Annotated in this window: 14 protein-coding genes; 5 read left to right on the top strand and 9 right to left on the bottom strand. The window is 61.9% G+C overall.

The window, feature by feature from the left end; genetic code table 11:
• Window positions 1–13: 13 nt before the first annotated feature.
• From J5J06_14745 to J5J06_14735, 3 genes are read right to left on the bottom strand one after another with little or no spacing between them, the layout of a single operon-like run.
• Complete coding sequence (locus tag J5J06_14745) at window positions 14–895, bottom strand: hypothetical protein (GenBank protein MCO6438351.1); 882 nt, start codon at window positions 893–895, stop codon at window positions 14–16.
• A gap of 18 nt (window positions 896–913) precedes the next feature.
• A complete protein-coding gene (locus tag J5J06_14740; GenBank protein MCO6438350.1) occupies window positions 914–1,939 on the bottom strand; it encodes an SUMF1/EgtB/PvdO family nonheme iron enzyme in 1,026 nt (341 codons plus the stop codon).
• 42 nt (window positions 1,940–1,981) lie between these two features.
• Complete coding sequence (locus J5J06_14735; GenBank protein MCO6438349.1) at window positions 1,982–2,857, bottom strand: hypothetical protein; 876 nt, start codon at window positions 2,855–2,857, stop codon at window positions 1,982–1,984.
• Between the two features lie 484 nt (window positions 2,858–3,341).
• On the opposite strand from J5J06_14735, the gene J5J06_14730 reads away from it, so the two are divergent.
• From J5J06_14730 to J5J06_14720, 3 genes are all read left to right on the top strand, one after another.
• A complete protein-coding gene (locus J5J06_14730) occupies window positions 3,342–6,953 on the top strand; it encodes a hypothetical protein (GenBank protein ID MCO6438348.1) in 3,612 nt (1,203 codons plus the stop codon).
• A gap of 108 nt (window positions 6,954–7,061) precedes the next feature.
• The gene (gene cysK, locus J5J06_14725; protein MCO6438347.1) at window positions 7,062–8,000 is read left to right on the top strand and encodes a cysteine synthase A; all 939 of its coding nucleotides are present in this window, start codon (window positions 7,062–7,064) and stop codon (window positions 7,998–8,000) included.
• Window positions 8,001–8,073: 73 nt separating this feature from the next.
• Window positions 8,074–8,553, top strand: a complete 480-nt coding sequence (locus J5J06_14720) for an SMI1/KNR4 family protein (GenBank protein ID MCO6438346.1) — start codon at window positions 8,074–8,076, stop codon at window positions 8,551–8,553.
• Window positions 8,554–8,599: 46 nt separating this feature from the next.
• On the opposite strand, the gene J5J06_14715 is transcribed toward J5J06_14720, so the two are convergent.
• Entirely contained in the window at window positions 8,600–9,919 is a 1,320-nt protein-coding gene (locus J5J06_14715) for a PQQ-like beta-propeller repeat protein (GenBank protein ID MCO6438345.1), read from the bottom strand.
• Between the two features lie 230 nt (window positions 9,920–10,149).
• Window positions 10,150–10,401 carry a 30S ribosomal protein S18 gene (gene rpsR / locus J5J06_14710; protein ID MCO6438344.1) on the bottom strand — a complete coding sequence of 84 codons (252 nt, stop codon included), beginning with the start codon at window positions 10,399–10,401 and terminating at the stop codon, window positions 10,150–10,152.
• Window positions 10,402–10,736: 335 nt separating this feature from the next.
• Here rpsR and acnA point away from each other — a divergent pair, with 335 nt between their 5' ends.
• Complete coding sequence (gene acnA, locus J5J06_14705; GenBank protein ID MCO6438343.1) at window positions 10,737–13,412, top strand: aconitate hydratase AcnA; 2,676 nt, start codon at window positions 10,737–10,739, stop codon at window positions 13,410–13,412.
• On the opposite strand, the gene J5J06_14700 is transcribed toward acnA, so the two are convergent.
• The 4 genes from J5J06_14700 to J5J06_14685 form a co-directional block, all read right to left on the bottom strand.
• Entirely contained in the window at window positions 13,358–14,500 is a 1,143-nt protein-coding gene (locus tag J5J06_14700; GenBank protein MCO6438342.1) for an HD-GYP domain-containing protein, read from the bottom strand. The two genes, acnA and J5J06_14700, sit on opposite strands and share 55 nt — an antisense overlap.
• 326 nt (window positions 14,501–14,826) lie before the next feature.
• Window positions 14,827–16,392: an ATP-binding cassette domain-containing protein gene (locus J5J06_14695; GenBank protein ID MCO6438341.1), complete on the bottom strand. Its 1,566-nt coding sequence runs from the start codon at window positions 16,390–16,392 to the stop codon at window positions 14,827–14,829.
• Window positions 16,389–17,594 (bottom strand): hypothetical protein, encoded by a 1,206-nt coding sequence (locus J5J06_14690; GenBank protein ID MCO6438340.1) that lies wholly within the window; start codon window positions 17,592–17,594, stop codon window positions 16,389–16,391. Before J5J06_14690 ends, J5J06_14695 begins: the two co-directional genes overlap by 4 nt.
• Before the next feature lie 29 nt (window positions 17,595–17,623).
• Window positions 17,624–18,121, bottom strand: a complete 498-nt coding sequence (locus J5J06_14685; GenBank protein MCO6438339.1) for a DinB family protein — start codon at window positions 18,119–18,121, stop codon at window positions 17,624–17,626.
• A 366-nt stretch (window positions 18,122–18,487) separates the two neighbouring features.
• Here J5J06_14685 and J5J06_14680 point away from each other — a divergent pair, with 366 nt between their 5' ends.
• Window positions 18,488–21,094 carry a tetratricopeptide repeat protein gene (locus J5J06_14680; GenBank protein ID MCO6438338.1) on the top strand — a complete coding sequence of 869 codons (2,607 nt, stop codon included), beginning with the start codon at window positions 18,488–18,490 and terminating at the stop codon, window positions 21,092–21,094.
• Window positions 21,095–21,143 lie beyond the last annotated feature (49 nt).

Below are 21,143 nucleotides of genomic sequence, written 5' to 3'. Positions count from 1 at the left end.
GCGTGAAGTAGGATCAGAGTCGGGTGAGTACCCACTCGAACGGTTCGAGGATTCCGCGCGGCGCGACGTGGAGCGGGTAGGGAATGACGTTGTCGTGTTCGTCCGTTCCGTACCCCAACGATCCGACGACGCTGGTCGCGAAGAATTCGAAGTGCTGGAAGCGATTATGGCAGATGTTCCAGAGCCGGTTGAGATTCGTCTGGGCGAAGGAGCGCGGATTGTCGAAGCACTCCGGGCAGTAGTCCGACTTGGAGAGCACGATGGCGACCGGAGTGGCCATGCGCTCCTCACGTTTCGTGGCGAGCACGCCGTCGAGATAGCTCATGAGCTTGAGGGCGAAGAAATCGGGCTGGGGTGAGCCGACACCCGCGAGCGCGGCATCCACAAGCAGGATCGCGCCCGAGCTCTTTTCCAGCAGCGACCGAATAACCTTGAACGTCCGCGGCGCGGCGACCTCGGCAGCGACGGCTTCGCCGGCCATATCAGGCATGACGAGGTCGTAGATCTGCGGTCCTTTGGCCTTCTTGGAAACCTGGTAGTAGGCCCACTGCCACTGATCGACTTCCATGGCCGTCTTGGGCGGGAACTGGCGCGATCCGAGGTAGCTGATCACCGTGTGTTGAAGGTTGACGGAATAGGCTCCCTTGGGCACGGCGTCAAAGTCGTCAGCGCGCTTCGAGAGCATGTCGAGGAGCATTCCCAGGTAGACTGTCTTGCCGACGTTGCTGTCGCCGATGACCGTGATGATGCAGGGGTCGCGTTCCTGGGCGACGGCTTCCTGGATCAGGGCCATAGGCGCGCAACAACTGTTGCAGACGATGGCGTCGAGGGTGTTCTGCTCCTCGCAGATCAGGCAGGGAATCGTGTTCGATGGCGCGTAGCTGGTATTGGCCACGGATTCACTCCTTGGTGATTAACCGTTGATCCAACTGGCCTGGGACAGGTCCATGGCGCAGCGGAAACCGGTGTTTCTCGTCCGGGCAAGAGCGATCTGCCCGGTGCGGAAATGGCTGGTGGCCTGGGTCTCGAAGTAAGTGTCGTAGGCCCCGCCGCGGATAACATGCATGGGCATCTCACCGACGACGGGCCGCCCGTCGTCGTCCACGATCATGTATTCCGTGTCGGTCCATTCCCAGACGTTGCCGATGAGCTGCAGCACCTGGTTGGGTGCGGCACCCTTCGGGTAGCTGCTGACGGGCGCGGTGTCGGCAAGGCGCGCCGACCAGATATTGCAGCGCGTATTGTCCATGGCATCGCCCCAGGGGAAGCGGCGCATGAGGTCGGCGGAACTGTTGATGTGCCAGCTCGCGGCCATCTGCCACTCCATTTCCGAGGGGAGCCGCTGGCCGACCCAGAGGGCGTAAGCTTGGGCTTCGTACCAACTGACCCCGACGACCGGATGGTCGGCGTAACGAACGTCGTGTCGGCCGTGGCGCCACAGACGCGGGCCGGGCTCACCGGTGAGGTCCTTGAGCTCGATCAGGTGAGGCCAGATTTCTTCCGGCCAGTAGTCGAGATCATCGTACCCGCCGGCATCGACGAATAGCTGGAACCGGGCGTTCGTGACAGCATGGACATCGAGCAGAAAGGGGTCGATGCTATGAGATTCCTCGGGGGCGCCGGGCTGGCTCGTAAGCGTCTTGACGATAGAGACTCGCCCGGCCGGTACGAGTGCCATGTGGCGCTCGAGCGCTCGCCGGGATTCCTGAACGATGGCGGGCCCATTGGGATGGGTCTGCCACTTCTCTTCGTTACGGGCGACCAGCGCGTAGCGTTCCTGCTGGAGCAGGCGCTTGAGCGGATCGTTGTCGAGGGGAAGCTTGGGTGCGGCCTGGAAGGTGTCCGGACCGCCGTGAAGGACGGCCGATTGTTCCGAGGTCCGTCGCTTGGGCCGCTGCGTCGCGGCTCCCTTTTTCTTCGCAAAGGGCCAAAGTCCCATGATTTCGTCTCTCGCGGATGAGCGGGTGTCGACTCCGTGGCACTAAACACCGATGGCCCGGCGCTTGGCATCGCGCCGGAGTTTGCGGAACTGCTCGGCGGCGGCGCTGGACGCGGGCTTGGGCACGTCGGGCACACTCGCGGCGGCCGCCGCGGCAGCAAAGCGGGTTAGATTGCGGTCGGGTGTCTTGGCCACGACCGAGAATTTCTTGGTTTTGCTGAGCTGCTCGAGCAACTCCTCACGCTGTGCGGTCACCTCACGCTGTCCCTGCTCGAGCTGGTCCTGCAAGGCAAGCAATGCCGCGCGCGTTTCGTTGAGTTCCTCCGCGAAAGCCTCGAGCTGCTCGGTGCGGGCGACGACCTCGAGCTCGCGGCGCTCGACTTCGTGCTCGCGTGGTTCAAGTTCGCGACGCAGCTCGCTGATTTTCTGCTCGGCGACTTCCAGGGTGCGCTCACGTTCGGCGAGCAGCGCGACGGCCTTGGTGTGCGACTGCTTGTCGCGGTCAAAGCCGGCGCGCAAGTTATCGAACTCCTCGCGCCGCGAGGCAAGATCCTGGTCCGCCTGGGCCAAGCGCACTTGCTCGGCCTGCAGCTCGGCACGTTCGCCGTGAACCTGGGCTTCAATCTCCTCGAGCTTGGAGCGCTCCAGGTCAATGCCCCGACGGCGCTGTTCAAGCTGCGTACGCTCCTGGTCCAACGCCGACCGCTCGGTGTCCAGTTGATCGCGCTGATCACGGAGGTTTCCCGCTTCGACGCGAAGTTGTTCCTGCGCAGATCGAAGGACGTTTCGGGCCTCGGCGGCGAGACGCCCCACGTCCTTCGGATCCGGCGCATGTTTTTCGGGCTTTTCTTGAGTTCGGTCCGTCACGCCGACACCCCCTTGCTTGAAGTCGGCTAGGAACGCCCGTTTCTTCAGCATTCCGCCCTTCAGAGACGGAATCCTGCCGGACGGGTCCGCATTCGCAGACCTCACCGGAAACGTACGATACGTGCGCCGACATCGGGGCCGAATAGGCCAATGGAAATCGCGCCCTGCACTGCGAAGGCGAATGAAGCGAAGTATCGGACTACATCCGTAAGCGCAATTGACCATTGTCAATAGCACATAATCGCAGATGTTCCCATACGGCGGCGCCTTTGTGTACGGACGGCACGGTGATTCGATCGCGAATCTTCTGTTGCGAAATGTAGACTTGGCCTGAGGGGAAGCCGTCCGAGAGTTCGCGGCGACGGTCGCGCGACGGGCGGACCGCCCTGCCGCCATCACCGGAGGCATTCCGCACGGACGGACCGCGCCCCGGCCCGCGCAACGCGCCCGCCGGTGCCGGAACAATGTCAACGTGATGTCACGACTGGAAGGTGGTTGCCGACACGCCGGCACTGCTTTCAGAGGACGTATGCTCATGTCGCAACCGGCCATGCATCCCGACGAAATCATCGCCGCCGTGGACGCTGCGGTCAGCCGCTTCGAAGACGGGCTGTCGGACTACCAGAATCGCTTGAGCGCCTGGTCCGACCATCAATACGACCTGCTCGAGCTGCGCGCCGCGAAGGATCGCGACCGTTCCACTGCTCGTCAACGGGAATTGGAGGAATGGGAGGCGCGACTGGCATCGCGAACACACGAACTGGACCAAGGCGGCGCAGCCTTGGAACAGGAACGAGCAGATTTGGAGTCACGGGAATCGGAGCTTGAGGCTCGCACCGATAATCTCGAATCGAGGGAGAAGCAGTGGCAGCAAAACCAGGAACTTCTGGAAACACTGCGTCACGAGATCGAAGAGCGCGAGAGCGTGCTCGGCGATCGCGAGCGACAGTCGAGCGAGGCCATTGCCGCGGCGCAGGCCGAACTCGAGGCGCAACGTGCACAAATCGCCGAGGACCGCACGCAGCTGGCGGAAGAACAGTCGGCACTCCAGCATAGCCGGACAAAGGTAGAACAGCGTCTCGCGGCAATCGTAGCGCGGGAGGAGGAAGTCGCCCAACGCAGCGCAGCCGTGGAGACTCACGATGAGAAGGTATCGGAGCGCGAGGCTGGCTTGCAGGCTCGTAGCGACGAATTGGACGCGCAGGCAGTCGCACTGGAGGAGCGGCGGACGTCGCTCGACGAGCGGGAGGAATTGTGCCTGAAGCGTTCTGAGGAACTGGACGCGGAAGCCGAACGAGTGGGCCGGGATCGGCAGGCGTTCGATGAACTCTGCGCGCGGCGCGAGGACGAATTTGCGGAGCAGTGCCGGGCCAAGGTCGAGGCGTTCGAGCAGGAATGCCAGCATCGTCAGGCGGCGCTGGATGAGGAGATTTCGCAGCGACAGGCAGCCTTGGAGGAAACGTGCACAAGCCGTCTGGCAGCGGTCGAAGCGGACTGCGAGCAGCGCCGTTCCTCCCAGGAAGAGGCGTACCAGCGGCGATTGGAGGCGTTCGAAGCGGACTGTCGCCAACAGCATGAGGCCTTCGAGCAAGCATGTGAGCGACGGTCGGAGGCGCTGGACCAGCGCGAGAACGCCCTCGTTGCCCAGCGGAATGAACTGCAAGCCGTTCGTGAGCGACTCGACGAGGCCTTCGCCGATCTGGAACGCGAGCGAATTGCCCTGCAGGAGCGCGCGGCAATCATCGATACCCGGCGCGAGGAACAACAGGCGGAATTTCAGCGCATCGACGAGAAATTGTCCGAAGTCGAAGCGCGCTACGCGGCGATCGAGGAGGAGCGGCTGCAGCGAGAGCAGCAGCTTGCAAAGCGCCGGGCGGAATTGGAATCGCGTGAACAGGAACACGAGAACCGCGTGACGAAGCTCGGCGTGCAGCAGACCGAGCTCGATCAGCGGTCGGAGGTGCTCGACGCGCTGGATGCGGAACTCAAGGCGCGGCAATCCACGCTCGATGCTGGAGAAAAAGAGGCGCACCGCCGCCGCAGCGAGTTGGAAGCGCGCTTCGTCGAATTTGAGGAAGAGCGGGCGGAGATCGAGCGACGCCGGGACGAGCTGGTGCGACTGCGCGACGAGGCGGAAAACCGCGCCGTCGAATTAACCAGGCAGGCGCGGGAGCGCGAGGCAGCGCTGGCCACAGAGCGCGATACGATCGGAGAACAGTGGCAACAGCTCAACGCTCACCAGGCGGCACTGGATAAGCGATCACAGCAGCTTGACGAGCGCCGCGCCGATCTCGACCGCATGATCGCCGAGTTCCAGCAGTCGCGATCGCAGTTGCGCATCGAAGAAAGTGAGCGCTCCACTACGCTCGAAGAGAATGAGCGGAAGCTGGCCGAGGCGCTTCGCGAAGTCTCGCAGCGAGGCGTCGCGCTGGATGATCGCGCCCAGGCGCTGGAGGCCCGCGAACGCGAGTTCGAGCAATTGCTGGAGAAGACGCGGACTGGCGAACAGCGCGTGGAAAACGAGCGGAAACGTCTGACCGAGGAAAAACAGCAGATCGAACGCTCCCGCCAGGACTACGAAAAGGACCACGAAGGACTGCGCTCCGAGCGCGACGCCATCGAACAGATGCGACGGGATTTGCAGGAAGCGCGGGCGAACTTCGAATCGCAGTCCGCCCAGCGGGCCGCCGAAATGGCTGCGTCCGAGCAGTCATGGCAGCAGGAAAAGCAGGCCCTCGAGGACAGAAGCCGTGCCCTGAATGAGCGCGCTCGCGAACTCGATCAACGAAGCGCTGAACTCGACCGCGCCCGACAGATGATCGACCTCGAGGCGGGAGCACAAAGCGAGCATTCCAACGAGATCCAGCAGGCCCTGGATCGTGCCCGGGCGGAACTGGATAGGAAGCAGGCCGCGACGGCCGAGGCAACCCGGGAGCTCGAGGAACGCGCCGCAGCGCTCGAGGAACGGCTCCGCGCGGCCGATGCCCGAGACGCGGAGTTCCAGCAGACACTCCAGACTGTACGTGATCGGGAACTGGCCCTGGCGCTTCAGCAGACGGAGATGCAGGAACGCATCGATGCCATGGAGCGCAACCGTCACGATGTGGACGAACAGCGGCGGGAGCTGGACCGCGTGCGCCAGCAAGCGGAGCAGTCACGCAACCGAGCGTCCGAAGAAGCAGACCTCGCCGATCGCGAGCGGGAAGAAGCACGGCGGCAATTGGCCGAGTCAAGAACCGAGCTCGATGCCAGCCAAGCCAGGGTGCGCGAGTTGGAGGCACAGTTGGCGTCGTCGCTGCAGGTGGATTCGCAGAGCACGAACGATTTGGAGCAGCGTCGGGCCGAGTTGGACGCCAGGGCTGCACAGCTCGAAGGTGAGAAAGAAGAGGTCCAAAGGCTGCTTCTCGAGCTGGAGTGTCGCGAGAATGCGGTGTCTCAGGCGCTGGCTGAATCCGGCCGGAGCGCTCCCTTCGACGCAACCGCATTCCCGGAGGCAAACTCTTCGGCACATGCCGCGGTAGGACAGTTCTGGTCAACGATGCAGCAGCCGGCGGAAACCTCGCCCGCCAACGCCGATTCGACCACAAATTTACCGGAAGTGTCAGATGCCAATCACTTGTCGGACCCGGAGGCCGCACAGCCCCTCGCAGAGGTCGAATCGACGCCGCTCGCCGATGACTCGACGGAACCCATCGCGGAAGAAATGGTGCCGGAGCAATCTGTCGAATCCACGGTTGACGCGGAGCAGGACGAGAATATCGACACTTACTCGGCCCTTCAGGCGGCGCGCAAGGCCGCCCAGGCAGAAATCGACGCAGCCAATGCTGAGCCGGCGCCGGGATCGACGTCTTCCACCCGGGACGAGCCGGAGGCTGATTCGCCGGAGGACGAGCCACTGAAGTTTACAACCGAGTTACTTGTCGCCCAGGCCGAAGGACGCACCCCGGGGTCACTGGACGCTGAAACCTCGAATGCCAGCGTTGATCTCGACCCCGAGACGACCAAGAAACTGCGGATGTTGCGGCGCCTCAATCCCGGAAAATCCGACGCCGCACTCCTGGAACAGCTTGCGGCGGAAGAGCGCGGAGCCAAGGGGTCGGGCAAAGGCAAAAAGGGAAAGAAGAAAAAGGGCTGGTTCTTCGGCTGATCCGTGACAAACTGCGACACTGCATTGACACCCCGGCGGCCATATCGCTATTCTGGCCCTTTCGGGTCGGTTCGGTATCGGTTCTTCAAAGCGCTGGGAGAGTGTGTCATGCACGTCCACGAGAGCATTCTTGCGACCATCGGCAGAACCCCGCTGGTGAAGGTCAAGCGAATCATCCAGGCACCGGCTGAGGTCTACGCCAAACTCGAGTTTTTCAACCCGCTTTCCAGCGTCAAGGACCGCATCGGCGCGGCAATGATCGACGCAGCCGAGCGCGAGGGCCGGCTCAAGCCGGACACCATGGTGGTCGAACCCACGTCGGGCAATACCGGCATCGCGCTTGCGTTCGTATGCGCAGCCAGGGGCTACAAGCTCACGCTGACGATGCCGGAGAGCATGTCGGTGGAGCGGCGGATGGTGCTCAAGGCTCTGGGCGCCCAGCTCGTGCTCACACCGGCAGCCGACGGCATGAGTGGAGCGATTGCCACGGCAAAGAAGATCATGGAAGAGACGCCGAATTCCTTCATGCCGCAGCAGTTCGCCAATCCGGCTAATCCGGAGATTCATCGCAAGACAACCGCCGAGGAAATTTGGAAGGACACTGACGGCAAGGTGGATATTCTTGTATCCGGCATTGGGACCGGCGGTACGATTACGGGCACGGGCGAAGTAATCAAGTCGCGAAAGTCCTCGTTCAAGTGCGTGGCGATTGAGCCGGAGTCGTCACCTGTCATTTCCCAGAAGCGGGCGGGCAAGCCGCTCCAGCCAGGCAAGCACATGATCCAGGGCATTGGCGCCGGCTTCATTCCGGATGTCCTCAATCTCGACATCATCGATGAAGTTGAGACCGTTACCAACGAGGACGCATTCGCCTGGGCGCGCCGGGGGGCGAAGGAAGAGGGCATCCTCTGCGGGATTTCCTCAGGCGCAGCCCTGTGCGTGGCCGATCGCGTGGCCAACAAGCCGGAAAACAAGGGCAAGGTGATCGTGGCTATTCTGCCCAGTGCCGGCGAACGCTACTTGTCGACACCGTTATTCGAGTCGTAAGCAGCGCGGAACCGTCTCGGCGTCCACGTTGCGCTGCAGCAGCGGCCGTCTGCCCGGCAACGGAGATCGCCTGATGCCGTCGGAAGGGCAGTACAAGGAACTGCGTCGACAGATCGAGGAGAACCCGGACTGCTGCGGGTTTGCGCCGTTCGGTGAGCACTGTTCGGACGAACTGTTGGCCTTGGCTGAGGAGCGCTTGGGACTCCCCTTACCCCCGTCCTATCGCTGGTGGTGCCGGCATTTCGGCGGTGGGATATTGGGCTATTCCTACGAGCTAAGCAGTGTTTACTGGGAAGGTCCCGACGACCCGTGCCCGGCAGGCGATATTGCCTATCTGGCCAAAATCAACAGGGAAAACAGCGGCCACGGCACGGAACTTCTGGAGCTGTTGAACCACGACGGCGACGAGGTCTTCTACTTCGATACGACGCGTCGCGACGATGAAGGAGAATATCCGGTCGTCGTACGTTACGCGCCCGGTTCCTGTGAGCCGTATGCCGCGAACTTCCTCGAGTTTCTGAAGAAACGCATTGAATTCATGGGACAAGCCTAGCGACCCGGACTCTCGCATTGCTCCGGAATGGCCGTTTCCGGATCGGTTAGTGTTTGGCAGCCAGATTCGCGCAGACCAGCTCTTTGTCGTTGCGGGCGAAGACATGGCCGTTGGCGAATGCCGGGTGCGACCACGTCACCCCTCCGCGCTGGCGCAACTGGTCCAGGGTGGGCTCCAGCAATTTGGCACGGCTGATTTCCTCATAGCCGGACGGCGATAGCCGGGCGATGATCAGCTCGCCGCGCTCGTTGAATATCCAGACGCGATCGCCCTGTTCGACGATGTGGGCCGTGCTCCAACGTGCCTTCGGCGTTACGTCCAGCGACTCCCAGACGCGCTTGCCTGTCGCCAGTTCCAGGCAACGAAATTCGCCATAACTGTCCACCCCGTAGATGTAGTCGCCCTTGAGGTACGGCGTGGAGATGATGGACTGCAGCCCGTCGGTGTCTTGTTCGCTCGGGCCGACTCGGTGCCATACTTCCTTGGCTTCCGGCTTTTCTTGATCAAGTTTGAGAAGCATGGCCCCGTCGAAGAAATTCGTCACGAATACAAAGCCTTGATGATAGACGGGTGACGCAACGCCGATGACCATCTTCGTCGGCGGAAAGGGATGCTTCCAATAGACCTTGCCCGTCGCCGGATTCAGCCCTGCGACATGGTCGCCCGTGTAGGCGACCAGCACGCGCTTGCCGGCCTGCTCAATGATGATCGGCGCGGAGTACGAAGCCCGGTCGGCCAAAGCCCGCCAGCGTTCCTTGCCCGATTTGCGATCGAAGGCGACGAGACACGCGTCGGGCCTGCCGCCCAACTGCACAATAACGAGATCGTCCTCGATGAGCGGAGCCGAGGCGATACCCCAGATGGGCATCTCGATGCCGTATTCCGTGAGTCCGTCGTGCTTCCAGAGAACCTCTCCGGTTCTCGCTTCGAAGCAATGGAAATTTCCCATCGCTCCAAGTGCATAGGCACGGCCGTCGTAAACCGTAACCGAGGCGCGGGGGCCAGCGTCATAGCCTACGTCGCGATAGGGACAGTCATAGGCGTAGGTCCAGAGTCTTGCGCCCGTCTTCTCATCAAAACAGTGGACCCGCTCCACCTGTTTGGGCACGATCAGCCGGTCCATGACGTAGACTCGTCCTTCTGCGACGGTCGGCCCACAATATCCGCTGCCGATTTCGGCCCGCCACGCGGGCTCAAGCCTCGGCCCTGCAAACTTGTCGATCAGACCGGACTCGTGCCATACGCCGTCGCCCTGCGGTCCGCGCCATTGCGGCCAGTCATCGGCATGTGCGGACAGGGTGGCAACGGCCAACAGCACCACGACGAGGATGTACGGAGCACGAAGCATTGTCGGCAAAGCCGGCATTTGGATTCTCTCCTGTCTTTTGAGCCCTTGTCCCGAACGCAGCGGATCCTAGGGGAATGGTCTCCCCGGCCCATGTCACTGGCAGGTAACGACTGGGGAGCTCTCCCACGGTCCCGAGCGGACAATCAGTCTCTCGGTCCGTGATCCATATGTGCGCTATCGAGGTTACGAGGGCAGCATCGCCGATGGGTGCGCGCAAGCACTCACGCTGCAAATATGTCGGGGTTGCGCTACGAACCGCGATAGGGAACGAGAGCCATAAAGCGGGCAAGCTTGACGGCGTTCTTCAGCGCCTTCTGCTCCTGAGCATTGGTACCCGCGCGCTTGCGGGACATCAGCTTGCTGCTCGTAGTGAGGAACTTACGGAGCAGGTCGACCTCTTTGTAGTCAACGAGCCGCCCCTGCCAATCGGAACTGTGGCGCTTGGGAAAACGCACGCTGGTATGAAACGAAATATTGCTTTGCTTATCACTGCGGGCCATGCTGACGTCTATGCTCTCTCGGGGTTTCCGTCCACTCACCCTCCGCCCAGCCCTCTTGGGCGAAGCGGTAACCGCGAATTCCTGAGCCCGGCATTGTACCGCCCATCCCTGACTCCGCAAGTCGTCGGGACGGTCGGGGACGCCGCCAGTCCCAGACGACGTGGGTGCCCTCCCGCACGGGGCAGCTGGGTGAGGACAACGCCTTTTGACCCCATCCGGGCGGACTCTTATATTCCTTTTTTCGTGCCCGACAACGCAGAAACGACCCTCGTGCAATAAGGCAGGTTCAGGCCATGAACACTCGCGGGAATTCGGATCCCTTCGGCGTGCGGAGCATGCTCCCAGGCGCGCCCGGAAACGTGCAGTTCTTCAGTCTTCCTAAACTCGCCTCGGCCGGCATGTCCGGTATCGAGCGCATGCCATTCAGCCTGCGTGTCCTGCTGGAGAGCGCTCTGCGGAATCTCGACGGCTTCCGGATCACGGAGGAAGACGTTCGGGCTATCGTCGACTGGAAAAAACACGCGAATGACCGCGAGATACCCTTTGTTCCTGCCCGGGTCCTGCTCCAGGACTTCACCGGCGTGCCGGCACTGGTCGACCTGGCGGCCATGCGGGACGCCATGGCGAGATTGGGCGGTTCCGCCAAGCGCATCAATCCGCTGGTTCCGGTCGATCTGGTCATTGACCACTCGGTTCAGGTGGATGCATTTGGCTCGGCCAACGCGCTGGAAATTAACTCGCGGATGGAATTCGAGCGGAACCGGGAACGGTATGAGTTCCTGCACTGGGGGCAACAGGCTTTCGACAACTTCCGGGTCGTCCCGCCGGCAACAGGAATCGTCCACCAGGTGAATTTGGAGTACCTCGGCCGAGTCGTGGCGACGCGACAGATCGACGGAAAAACATACGCCCTGCCGGATAGCCTGGTCGGTACGGACAGCCACACGACGATGATCAACGGGCTGGGAATCGTGGCTTGGGGCGTGGGCGGAATCGAAGCGGAAGCAGTGATGCTCGGGCAGCCGCTGTTCATGGTCATGCCCGAGGTCGTCGGGTTCCGGTTGTCGGGCAAGCTGCGGGAAGGGACGACGGCGACCGACTTGGTGCTCACCGTCACGGAAATGCTCCGCAAGAAGGGCGTGGTGGGCAAGTTCGTGGAATTCTATGGCGAAGGCTTGGGTGCGATGGGTGTGGCCGATCGGGCAACGATCAGCAACATGTCTCCCGAATACGGAGCCACGATGGGCTTCTTCCCCGTCGACGGCCAAACGCTGGCTTATCTCGAACGAACCGGACGGGACAAGGATCTCATCAATCTCGTCGAGCTGTATTGCAAGGAGCAAGGGCTGTTCCGTGCGGACAGTACGCCTGATCCCGAATACGCCGACACCATGGAGCTCGACCTCGATAGCGTTGAACCCTCGCTGGCAGGACCCAAGCGCCCGCAGGACCGCGTTCCGCTTGGCCGGATGAAAGAGTCATTTCGAAAGGCGCTCCGGGCACCCGTCAAGGAGCGGGGATTCGGGCTGGACGATAGCGCCGCCAAGAAGCACGTCGAAGTCCAGCTGAACGGCACGGCCGATCAGCTTACACACGGGTCCGTCGTGATTGCGGCGATCACGAGCTGCACGAATACGTCCAACCCGTCGGTCATGCTGGCGGCAGGACTCCTTGCCAAGAAGGCATGCGAGAAGGGCCTGAAGGTAAAGCCCTTCGTCAAGACGAGCCTGGCGCCGGGATCGAGGGTCGTCACGGAGTATCTGCGCAGCGCCGGGGTGACTCCTTACCTGGAGCAACTGGGCTTTCACACCGTAGGATACGGCTGCACGACTTGCATCGGCAACAGCGGACCGCTGCCCGAGAAAGTCGAAGAGGCCATCAGCAAGGGCGAGCTGGTCGCCAGTTCCGTGCTGAGCGGCAATCGCAACTTCGAAGGTCGCGTGCACGGTTCGGTGAAGGCAAACTATCTGGCATCGCCGCCGCTTGTCGTGGCGTATGCCATCGCGGGCACTACAGACATCGATCTGCTCAACGAGCCGCTGGGGACAGGGAAGGACGGAAAGCCGGTGTTCCTGAAGGACGTCTGGCCGACACAACGGGAGATCCATGAGGCGGTTTCCGCGAACGTCACCGCCGAGCGATTCCGCGAGCAGTACGCCAACGTCTTCACCGGAAACGAGCAATGGAATCGGATCTCTGCCCCGAAAAGCGAGACCTACACCTGGCAGGATTCCAGCACATACATCCAGGAGCCTCCGTTCTTCGAGGGTCTGTCAACTGACGTCCCGTCCATTACGCCGATCGAGGGCGCCCGCGTGCTGGTGATGGTCGGCGACTCGGTGACCACGGACCATATTTCCCCGGCCGGATCGATCAAACCCGACTCCCCGGCCGGACGATACTTGCAGGACCATGGTGTGACCCCGAAGGACTTCAACAGCTACGGCTCGCGGCGGGGAAACGACCGGGTGATGACCCGCGGGACATTTGCCAACGTGCGCTTGCGCAACCTACTCGCCCCTGGTACCGAGGGTGGGGTGACCGTACACCTGCCGAGCGGTCAGCAAGTGTCCATTTTTGAAGCGGCGGAGCGTTATCGGCAGGAAGGCACGCCGCTCATGGTCATTGCGGGGAAAGAGTACGGGACCGGTTCGTCACGCGATTGGGCTGCGAAGGGGACGCTGCTACTGGGCATTCGAGCCGTGTTGGCTGAAAGCTTCGAGCGTATCCACCGCAGCAACCTCGTGGGAATGGGCGTGCTCCCGCTCCAGTTTGTCGACGGTCAGAACGCGGAATCGTTGGGCATTTCCGGACACGAAATCATCGAAATCCCGTCGCTCTCGGATGGTCTTCGTCCGCGGCAGATGCTCGAGGTTCAGCTCACCGATGCCAAGAGCGGTAATAGCCGCACGATTGAAGTTTTGGCTAGAATCGACAGCCCGGTTGAGGTGGAGTACTACCGCAATAACGGAATACTTCCGACAGTACTGCGAAAATTGGTGGCGTCCTGATCCTTTGCGACAAGACCACACCGGCCGCATGTATTGGCGTAGCCAGGAGCACCGGCGCCGCTCGTGGTCCGTTGGGCAAAGTCCTCGGGCGAATTCTCCAGCCAGTCTATTGCACACCGGCCGATATCGGGGTCGAACTGCAGCCCCAATCCGACGAAAAGCTCGCGCTGCACCTGCCGCAGCGGATATGGCGGCTTGTAGCTGCGCGGCGAAAACATGGCATCAATGGAATCGGCCACGGCCAGAATTCGCGCCCCCAGTGGAATGTGTTCACCCTTCAAGGCCGCGGGGTATCCCCGGCCGTCGTAACGCTCGTGGTGATGGAGAATCAGCGAACGTTCGTCCTTGAGATTCCTGAGGTGCCCGAGGATCTGCAGAGCGATCTCGGGATGGCGTTTGACAATCTCGTATTCGGTGTTGGTTAAGGGACCGGGCTTGGCGAGAATGTCGTCGGGGACTCCGATCTTGCCCACGTCGTGCAGTAACGCGGCCGCCCGCAAATGAGCGATCTCCGGACCATTGAGCCCGATGCGACGGCCGATTTCTGTCGCGTACCTCGAAACGGTAACCGAGTGGTTCCGTGTGTGGAGGTCTTTCGCTTCGACGGCGGCCACCAGCGCTCGCGTTGATTCCAAACAGGAAAGGCAGGTCTCGGCACCGTCCGCGGGGGCCTGAACGGATGAACCAGGACAGAGTCCTCCGCATTGTACGCTGCGAATCCTGGCTGCATCTCCGAGGATAGAGATCAGCTCCTCCACTCCGGGCGACCCTTCCATGCAATCATCAGCACCGGCGCGAAACACAAGGCGTAACGACTGCGCCGAGCTTGACGGCAAGAGCGCCACAATCGCCCAATCAGGACGAGAGCATCGGAGCGCGCTCAGCCACAACGTGAGGTCCGCCTCGTTCTCGGGATCAATCCGCGCGACGATGCCTCGGACTGTGCGGTCTGCAAGCTCCTGTGACAGGTCGGCGCCGGGCTGAATCGGAACCGATGACAGCTCATGTGCGGCGAGACCCTGGCGGAGATTCTCCCGCCAGCAACCATCGGGATGGGCGACCAGGATGATGGGCCGAGCTTCTTTCAAGATCTATCGCTCTCCGTACCTGGTACTGCTGTAGGTATCGACCCGGACTCGCGGCGACATTCGATCTGAGAAGTTAAGTATGAAGTTAGGATTATCGGCTTAAAATCAAGGGATTTGCTGACTCTGATTCAACAGTTTCGCGGACGGGGGCCCTTGCGAAACCAGGAGGGCTCCATAACTCAACGTCACCCGGGCAAAGTTCAGTGCCACATCGTGGCACTGGCTGCGAGCACGTCGCAGCCTGATTTCGCGGACTTCCCCGGCACTGTCTCGCATCGGGAACAACCGGAGCTTCATACGAAACGCAAGCCTCTGATGCGCGCCTCTCAGAATTCGACAAAAGAGAAAAGCGAGTGCAGAAAGAGTACGGCAATGGTGGCCCAGAAGATCGTGAGGCTCACGTCGCGGCTTACGTCCGGAGATGCGAGTTTGCGGCGGGCACCGATAACATAAGCCAGAACCGCGACGAGCAGGCCGCTTGAGGCGGACTTGAGCACGACCCACCCTGTCCCGTGGGGAAGCGCCAGGCGGCTCGGCCAAACCGTTGCGAGAAAATTCTTCTGAAAAACCGCGATCGATGTATCTTCGGACGTCATGAGGAAGGCGATCAGCGCAGCATAGGTATTGCACAGATAAGCAAGGAAATTCAGCAACGGAGCACCGACGGTCATGGCTAGCGCAACGCTGCCAAACAGGTAGAATTCGGGTCGGGCACCGAAACTGCGCAACGCCTCGAATTGGTGCGTCAGTCGCCGGGAACCCACGTCCGCGGCGATGGTGGCGCCGCACTTTCCGGCGATCAGCACACTGATCAACAACGGAACGATGACGCGATAAGTGCTGTACCCGGTCGCGGCCAGCAGCTCTTCAGTAAGCAATGGAACGGTAATCTGCGTGTAGGGAAGCTGGGCGAAACTGAACGATGTAAAAACGAAACCGAGCATCGCACCCGCCAGAGCAACAAAAATGGCCGTGCTGCCGAACAGAGCGATACGCGAATAGTGCCAGAGGTAGCGCAGCTTCCATCGCGGCCTGCGCCATCCCCCCACCACAGCCCATGACGCAAGGAGCAGCGCCAACAGGGCGTCCCCCGGCGCGCGAACCCAGGCCGCAATACCCAGACGCAAATCGGGAAGGGTCGCCTGGTCGGTTTCATCCGGAGGCACGTCATCAACATCGATGGTTTCGAAGAAGTCGGGCAGTTCCGCAGCCGGTATCTCGCGAAGCCTCTGCGCGGTGCTGTCAAGCACGACGGCGCGGGGGTTGAACGCCATGAACGGACGGTAATCGTGCGTAACAACGACAACGGAGCGGCCAGGGCGCTCGAAGGTTTTGCGGATGAGATTGGCCACGGCACGGGCACGAACCGGATCGAGCCCGGTCGTCGGCTCGTCGAACAACAGGAGCGGCGGATCGAGCGCCAGTGTCCGGGCCACGGCGACGCGCTGCCGCTCACCGCCACTCAGCCGCGATAGGTGCGTCCCCGCTGGAACGCCCAGCGACGCGAGCAACTCCCGGGCGTAGCCATCCCTGCCACCATCCCGCTCCGCAGCGTGGTCCAGGGCAAATCGAACATTGGCCTCGGCCGTCATTTCGTCAAAGAGGGCATGGTCCTGAAAAACCAAGCCGACATTGCGCTTCGTATCAGAGGGCGTTTCGCCGGATTGCAGGACGTCGCCGGTGATCGTCGGCCCGCCTTCCTGTTCCAGCACCCCGGCAATGTACTTGAGCAGCGTACTCTTCCCGCTCCCGCTCGGACCGACCAGCAACACGAATTCGCCGCGAGCCACGTCCAGCTCGGAATCTCGAAGCAGGACACGCCCGTTGGGAAGTCGCACACTGAGATTGCGGATGGAAAGCAAGGGCGTTTCGACGATGGCTTCGGCGGTCATCGAGCCGTACCTCCGCGGATCGCGGGCAGGATGTTCGCAGGCAGCAACGGCTCGGCGCCGGGATCCGCGGTTCGAAGCGTTACCCAGCTCACTTTCCGATCCAGGGCAATCGACCGCGTTAAATGGACGATTTCCGGCCGAGTGGTCCCCTGCTCGTCAAACAGGCACGCCGCCGCCACCCGCCGCGCCGTAGGTCCGAAGAGCTCGATGAGTTCGTAGAAATGCCTGCGCACCCGCGGAGAGTCCATGATCTCCTCGCGGAGGAATTGCGCCGTATGCGGATTCTCCGTCACTGCTTCACGATAAATATTGAGCAGAATGGCCGCGAGCGCCTCATCGTGAACAATCTGTGAACCCCACTCCGTGAATCGATCGACCACGATGGGATCCTCGCTGATGCGATTCAACGTCGTCTCGACCGCTTCGCCCAGTGCTGCACGGTCAGGCTCGGGTATATTCGTCAGGTAGTCCGCCACCCAGTCCAACAGCAGGCGAAACGCCATTGCGTGATGCCCACGGGCGACCTGCCACACGATGCGCATCTTGGGGACTTCCGCCAGGGCGTTTTCGAGAAGTCGTGCCAGAACTGGTGTCAGGTATTCAGCCACAATGGGACTGATTCTCGCTTCGATCTCTGGCCAGATTTCACGCAGAGATTCCCCGTGCCTGGACAGTACCGCGACGATTTCGCCCTCCCGCTTCTGTACGGCCGCCTCGACGTCGGGGTAGACCGTCTGGACAAAGGCTATCGCAAGATCAGCGGCGAGGGGACCCCACGCCTCCGCCAGAGCTTGTTGGTGGAGGCGCCAGTCGCTCAGGATGATCTCTGCTGCGCGGTGCTGGATGGTGGGCGGCAGGAGCGCGGCAAGGGCATCCTCGGCAGAAAGCGGAGTCGACCAGACCGTAGCCTCGGTGGAGGCGTTCAGCGAACGAAAAGCGACGGGGTCGACGGCCAGCGGCACGAGCCCGTCCTCACTCGGAGGGGCATTCACTTCACCGATTTGCTCGAGCCCTGCATCGGAGGCGAGGTATACGATATCTCCCGGCTCGAGCGTCATGGTCGGATCGAGCTGGAGGACCACAAATTCCGCCGGGCGCGAGGCCCGAGCCTGGACGGTCATCACGGACCGCCCCGCCGCATAGAATGCGAACGCCCAGGCGATCAGACCGAGAAAGAATCGAATTCGGCGATGGCCGCTCATGACGTATTGATCGGGTGCATGCGCCTGCTCTATTCAAGCACGCGCTTTTTGCCCATGGCGACACGGCAGGTCGTGAGCTGCCCGATGTGCCAGTAGGCATGTGTACCCTGGAGCTGCCACACCGAGCCCATCGTGGGGAAGTACTCGCGGGGCATACCCTCCGGCGACGGATCATTCCAGCGCTTCTCGTCGAACATCTTGAGCCCCTCGATGGCCCTGCCGCGCGCTGTCAGGAACATGGACTTGATCTCGCTCACCGGTGGATACTTCGAAGCGTCCGGCACGCACTTGGACTGACCGCCGAACGTCCCGGCGAATTTCTCCCCAAATGCGGGCGCCTGCCCGGTGATCTTGGCGGTCAAACCGTCCTCGGAATAGGCAATGTGTCCGACGATCCACGCAATATGGTTGGAGCCGGGCACGGCGGGTTTGAAGAATTCCGAATCCGACAGGTCAGCCGTCATCTGCTCCAACAGCCAACCGCTCATTTGCAACTGACCGAGAATCACTTCTTTCGCAGAAGCCATCGTGCTCTCTCCTACTGGGTTCAATGCCCACCGCTTTAACGCGCGGCTTCCAGGATACTATTCAACGCAACAAGGTTCGCCCCGCCACGCACCGCTCCCATTCTGATCGAGCCGAGTTCCGAGTACAACGTGACACGGCCGCCGAAAGCGGATCGCCTCCCGAAACCCGACCATTCCGGGCAGCGTAGATAAGGCGTAGAATCATCGTTTTCTCCGGGGATTCCCGCGGTCCCCGGCGGCGACGGACAACGTAACCCGTCGTCGGGCCAACAGCCCTGGATTCGGGGAATAGCCCGTGCGGGATGCGATCGCCTGTTGAGATCGACAAAAAACGACAATTTGGCGCAGCGATCAAGGACAGCCTGGATGGTGCCTGCGGTCGTGCTTGCGGCGCTGATCATGGGCGCGCCAACCCTGCGGGGGACGTTTGTCGGCGGCGATGACTACCGCCTTGTGCTCAACCACGTCCTGGTCAGCCGGCCGTCCCTGGCGCATGCCGTCGAGCTCTTCCGGATCGTCCATCGCGATTTATACCAGCCGCTACCGCTTTTGAGTTTTTCCGCGGAATTTGCCGTCGCCAAGGTGTTTGGTCTATTCGAGCGCGGCGTGGACGCCGGAGCTTGGTTGTTCCACCTGGACAATGTACTGCTGCACGCGTTAAACGCCGTGCTCGCTTTCCTGCTGATTCGCAGGCTGGCAAGCGAAGAGCCCCGCGCCGAAACGAACCACGGCGAAGATCGGATTCTCTCAAATGGTACTGCAAGTACCCCAGCCACAGGAGATTACATCGCGTTCGTGGCCGCCCTCCTGTTCGCAGTCCATCCGCTGCAGGTCGAGGTTGTCGCCTGGATTAACGGCCGGATGATGCTGCTCTCCACGCTGTTCGCACTGGCAACACTGCTGGCCCTTTGCCGCTGGATGCGGACACCCTCGCCCCTCTGGTCAGTACTGGTACCCTTCTTCGCCCTTTGTTGTGCAATCAGCAAGATCCGCGTTGAACTGCCACTGTTGATGCTCCTTGTTCCGCTTGCCTTTCGCCGCCGCCCCCGCCACGGATTCTGGTTGATTTGGGCCGCAAGCACGGCCATCACCGCTGCCTTCACGTGGATCAACCTCCAGGCAACCGACGAAGCCGGCATGTTCGAGGGCGCCGAAAAAAACCTGCTTGGGCCGGGACTCGCCCGGGGTCTCATCTCCCTAGGCTGGTACTTCGAACACTTCGTCTGGCCGCGGGGACTGGCGAGCTGGTATCCGGCACCCGGCACGGTGAGCTGGACCGAACCCCTGACGCTGCGCGCGATGTTGATCGTTGTACCCGTGCTGGGATTCGCCACCTGGTGCGTCTGGAAGCTCCGCCCCGCGGCGCTGGGATTCGCCTGGTTCTTGGCCGCGATCGCCGCCACGCTCCAAGTCGTCCCCACGCGCAACGCGCTGGCCGCGGACCGCTACATGTATCTTCCCATCGTCGGCCTCGTATGGGTCGTCGGGGTCGTCCTTTTGGCGCTGTACTGCCGGGCTGCGAAGCGAGTGCAGTCCGCAGTGCTGCGAATTGGCGTAGCAGTTGCCGGCGGGATTATCGTCGCGGCATCGATCGCCCAGAGCTGGCACGTAGCCTCATTCTACGACAATCCCGTTGTGAAAAGTCGGCGCATCGCCGACCTGTTCCCGGATGCCCAGCACGTTTGGGAGCGTGCCGCATGGGCCCTTTACAACGTAGGCAACTACCAAGAAGCCATCGATCTCGCCCGCCGGGAGCTTCGCCACGAGGATCCCCGTGTCCGCAGCGAAGCACATGAGGCCGTCGGTGCCGCACTGATCAAACTCGGGCGCTTCGACGAGGCGCTCTCAGAACTTGGCAAAGGACTCGAGCTGGCCTCGGATCGCGGCGGCCCCCACTATCGTCTGGGCTGGGCCTACGAAGAGATGGGATGTATCGACGAGGCGATCCCGTATTACGAGAAAGCGGTTGAGATCGCCCCCCTGAAGAATCCGTGGATCGTCCGCTTGGCATCACTCTATCGCGATCGAGGTCGCCCGGCCGACGCCCGTCGACTCTACGAGCAGGCCCTGCGAAACAATCCCTATGAGGTACCCGCCATCCTGGGGCTCGCTGAACTGGACATCGCCGCGGGAACGCCGGAGAAGCTCGCCGCGGCCGAGCGGAGCCTGCTGTCCTTGCTGGATTGGTACGGCGACGATCCGGCGGCCTGGGCGAATCTCGGCGTGATTCGCGCTCGAACCGGACACGTGAAAGAAGCCATTGACGCCTATCAGCAAGCGCTGGCCATCGATCCTCTCAATGCCGTCGCGGCCGCAAATCTCGGACAGCTTTACGAGTCGATGGGGAATATTCGCGCGGCCGAGCAGGCCTACAAGGCGGCTGAAGAAAGTCCAGGGATCACGCTGGACCAAGCCGTGGTGATCCACAATTTCTACCTCCGAGAAGGCCGGCCGGAAGAGGCGGTGACAATGTGGGACCGGATCAAGCAACAACTGGGATCCGGCACTGAAGCCAAAGCCTACGCCAACTTCGCCAGAAACCTGACGACTTCAATGCCGAGACCGTTCGATCCCGGTAAGCATGACAACGTCGGTGTTTCCGAGTTTCCCCCGGAACTCGGACCGGACACAGCGAAGGTGAACCACCCATTCGAACATGCTTCGTATGCTTACTACCGTCTCCTCCAAGGCGCCCCGCGGTGGGCTGCCAAACGGGCGGATTGGCTCTGCGAAAGTGCAGGAAATGCCAGCGACGGCCCCGCCGCCAAAGAGCAGTTCCTCCTGGCGATGGGCATCGCCGCCGCTCGGCTGCCCGAGAGCCCCTGGCCGTATTGCCTCGCGGCCCGCGTGCAGCTTTGCGGGGATGATCCCAAGGGTGCAGCCCCGATGATCGAGATTTGCGCGCAGCGCTGTCACGACGACGAGTGCCGGGACTACGCTGATCGACTCAAAAAGATGCTCGGTGAGCTGTGATATTCCTGTTGAATCGGTCGGAAACCACCGTTCGCGAATAGGTTGCCAT

This window comes from Phycisphaerae bacterium (assembly GCA_024102815.1).
In the GTDB taxonomy this organism is placed as follows: Bacteria; Planctomycetota; Phycisphaerae; order UBA1845; family UBA1845; genus JAGFJJ01.
The sequence above is the reverse complement of the archived record's forward strand: the minus strand, read 5'-3'. Positions and strand labels throughout refer to the sequence as shown.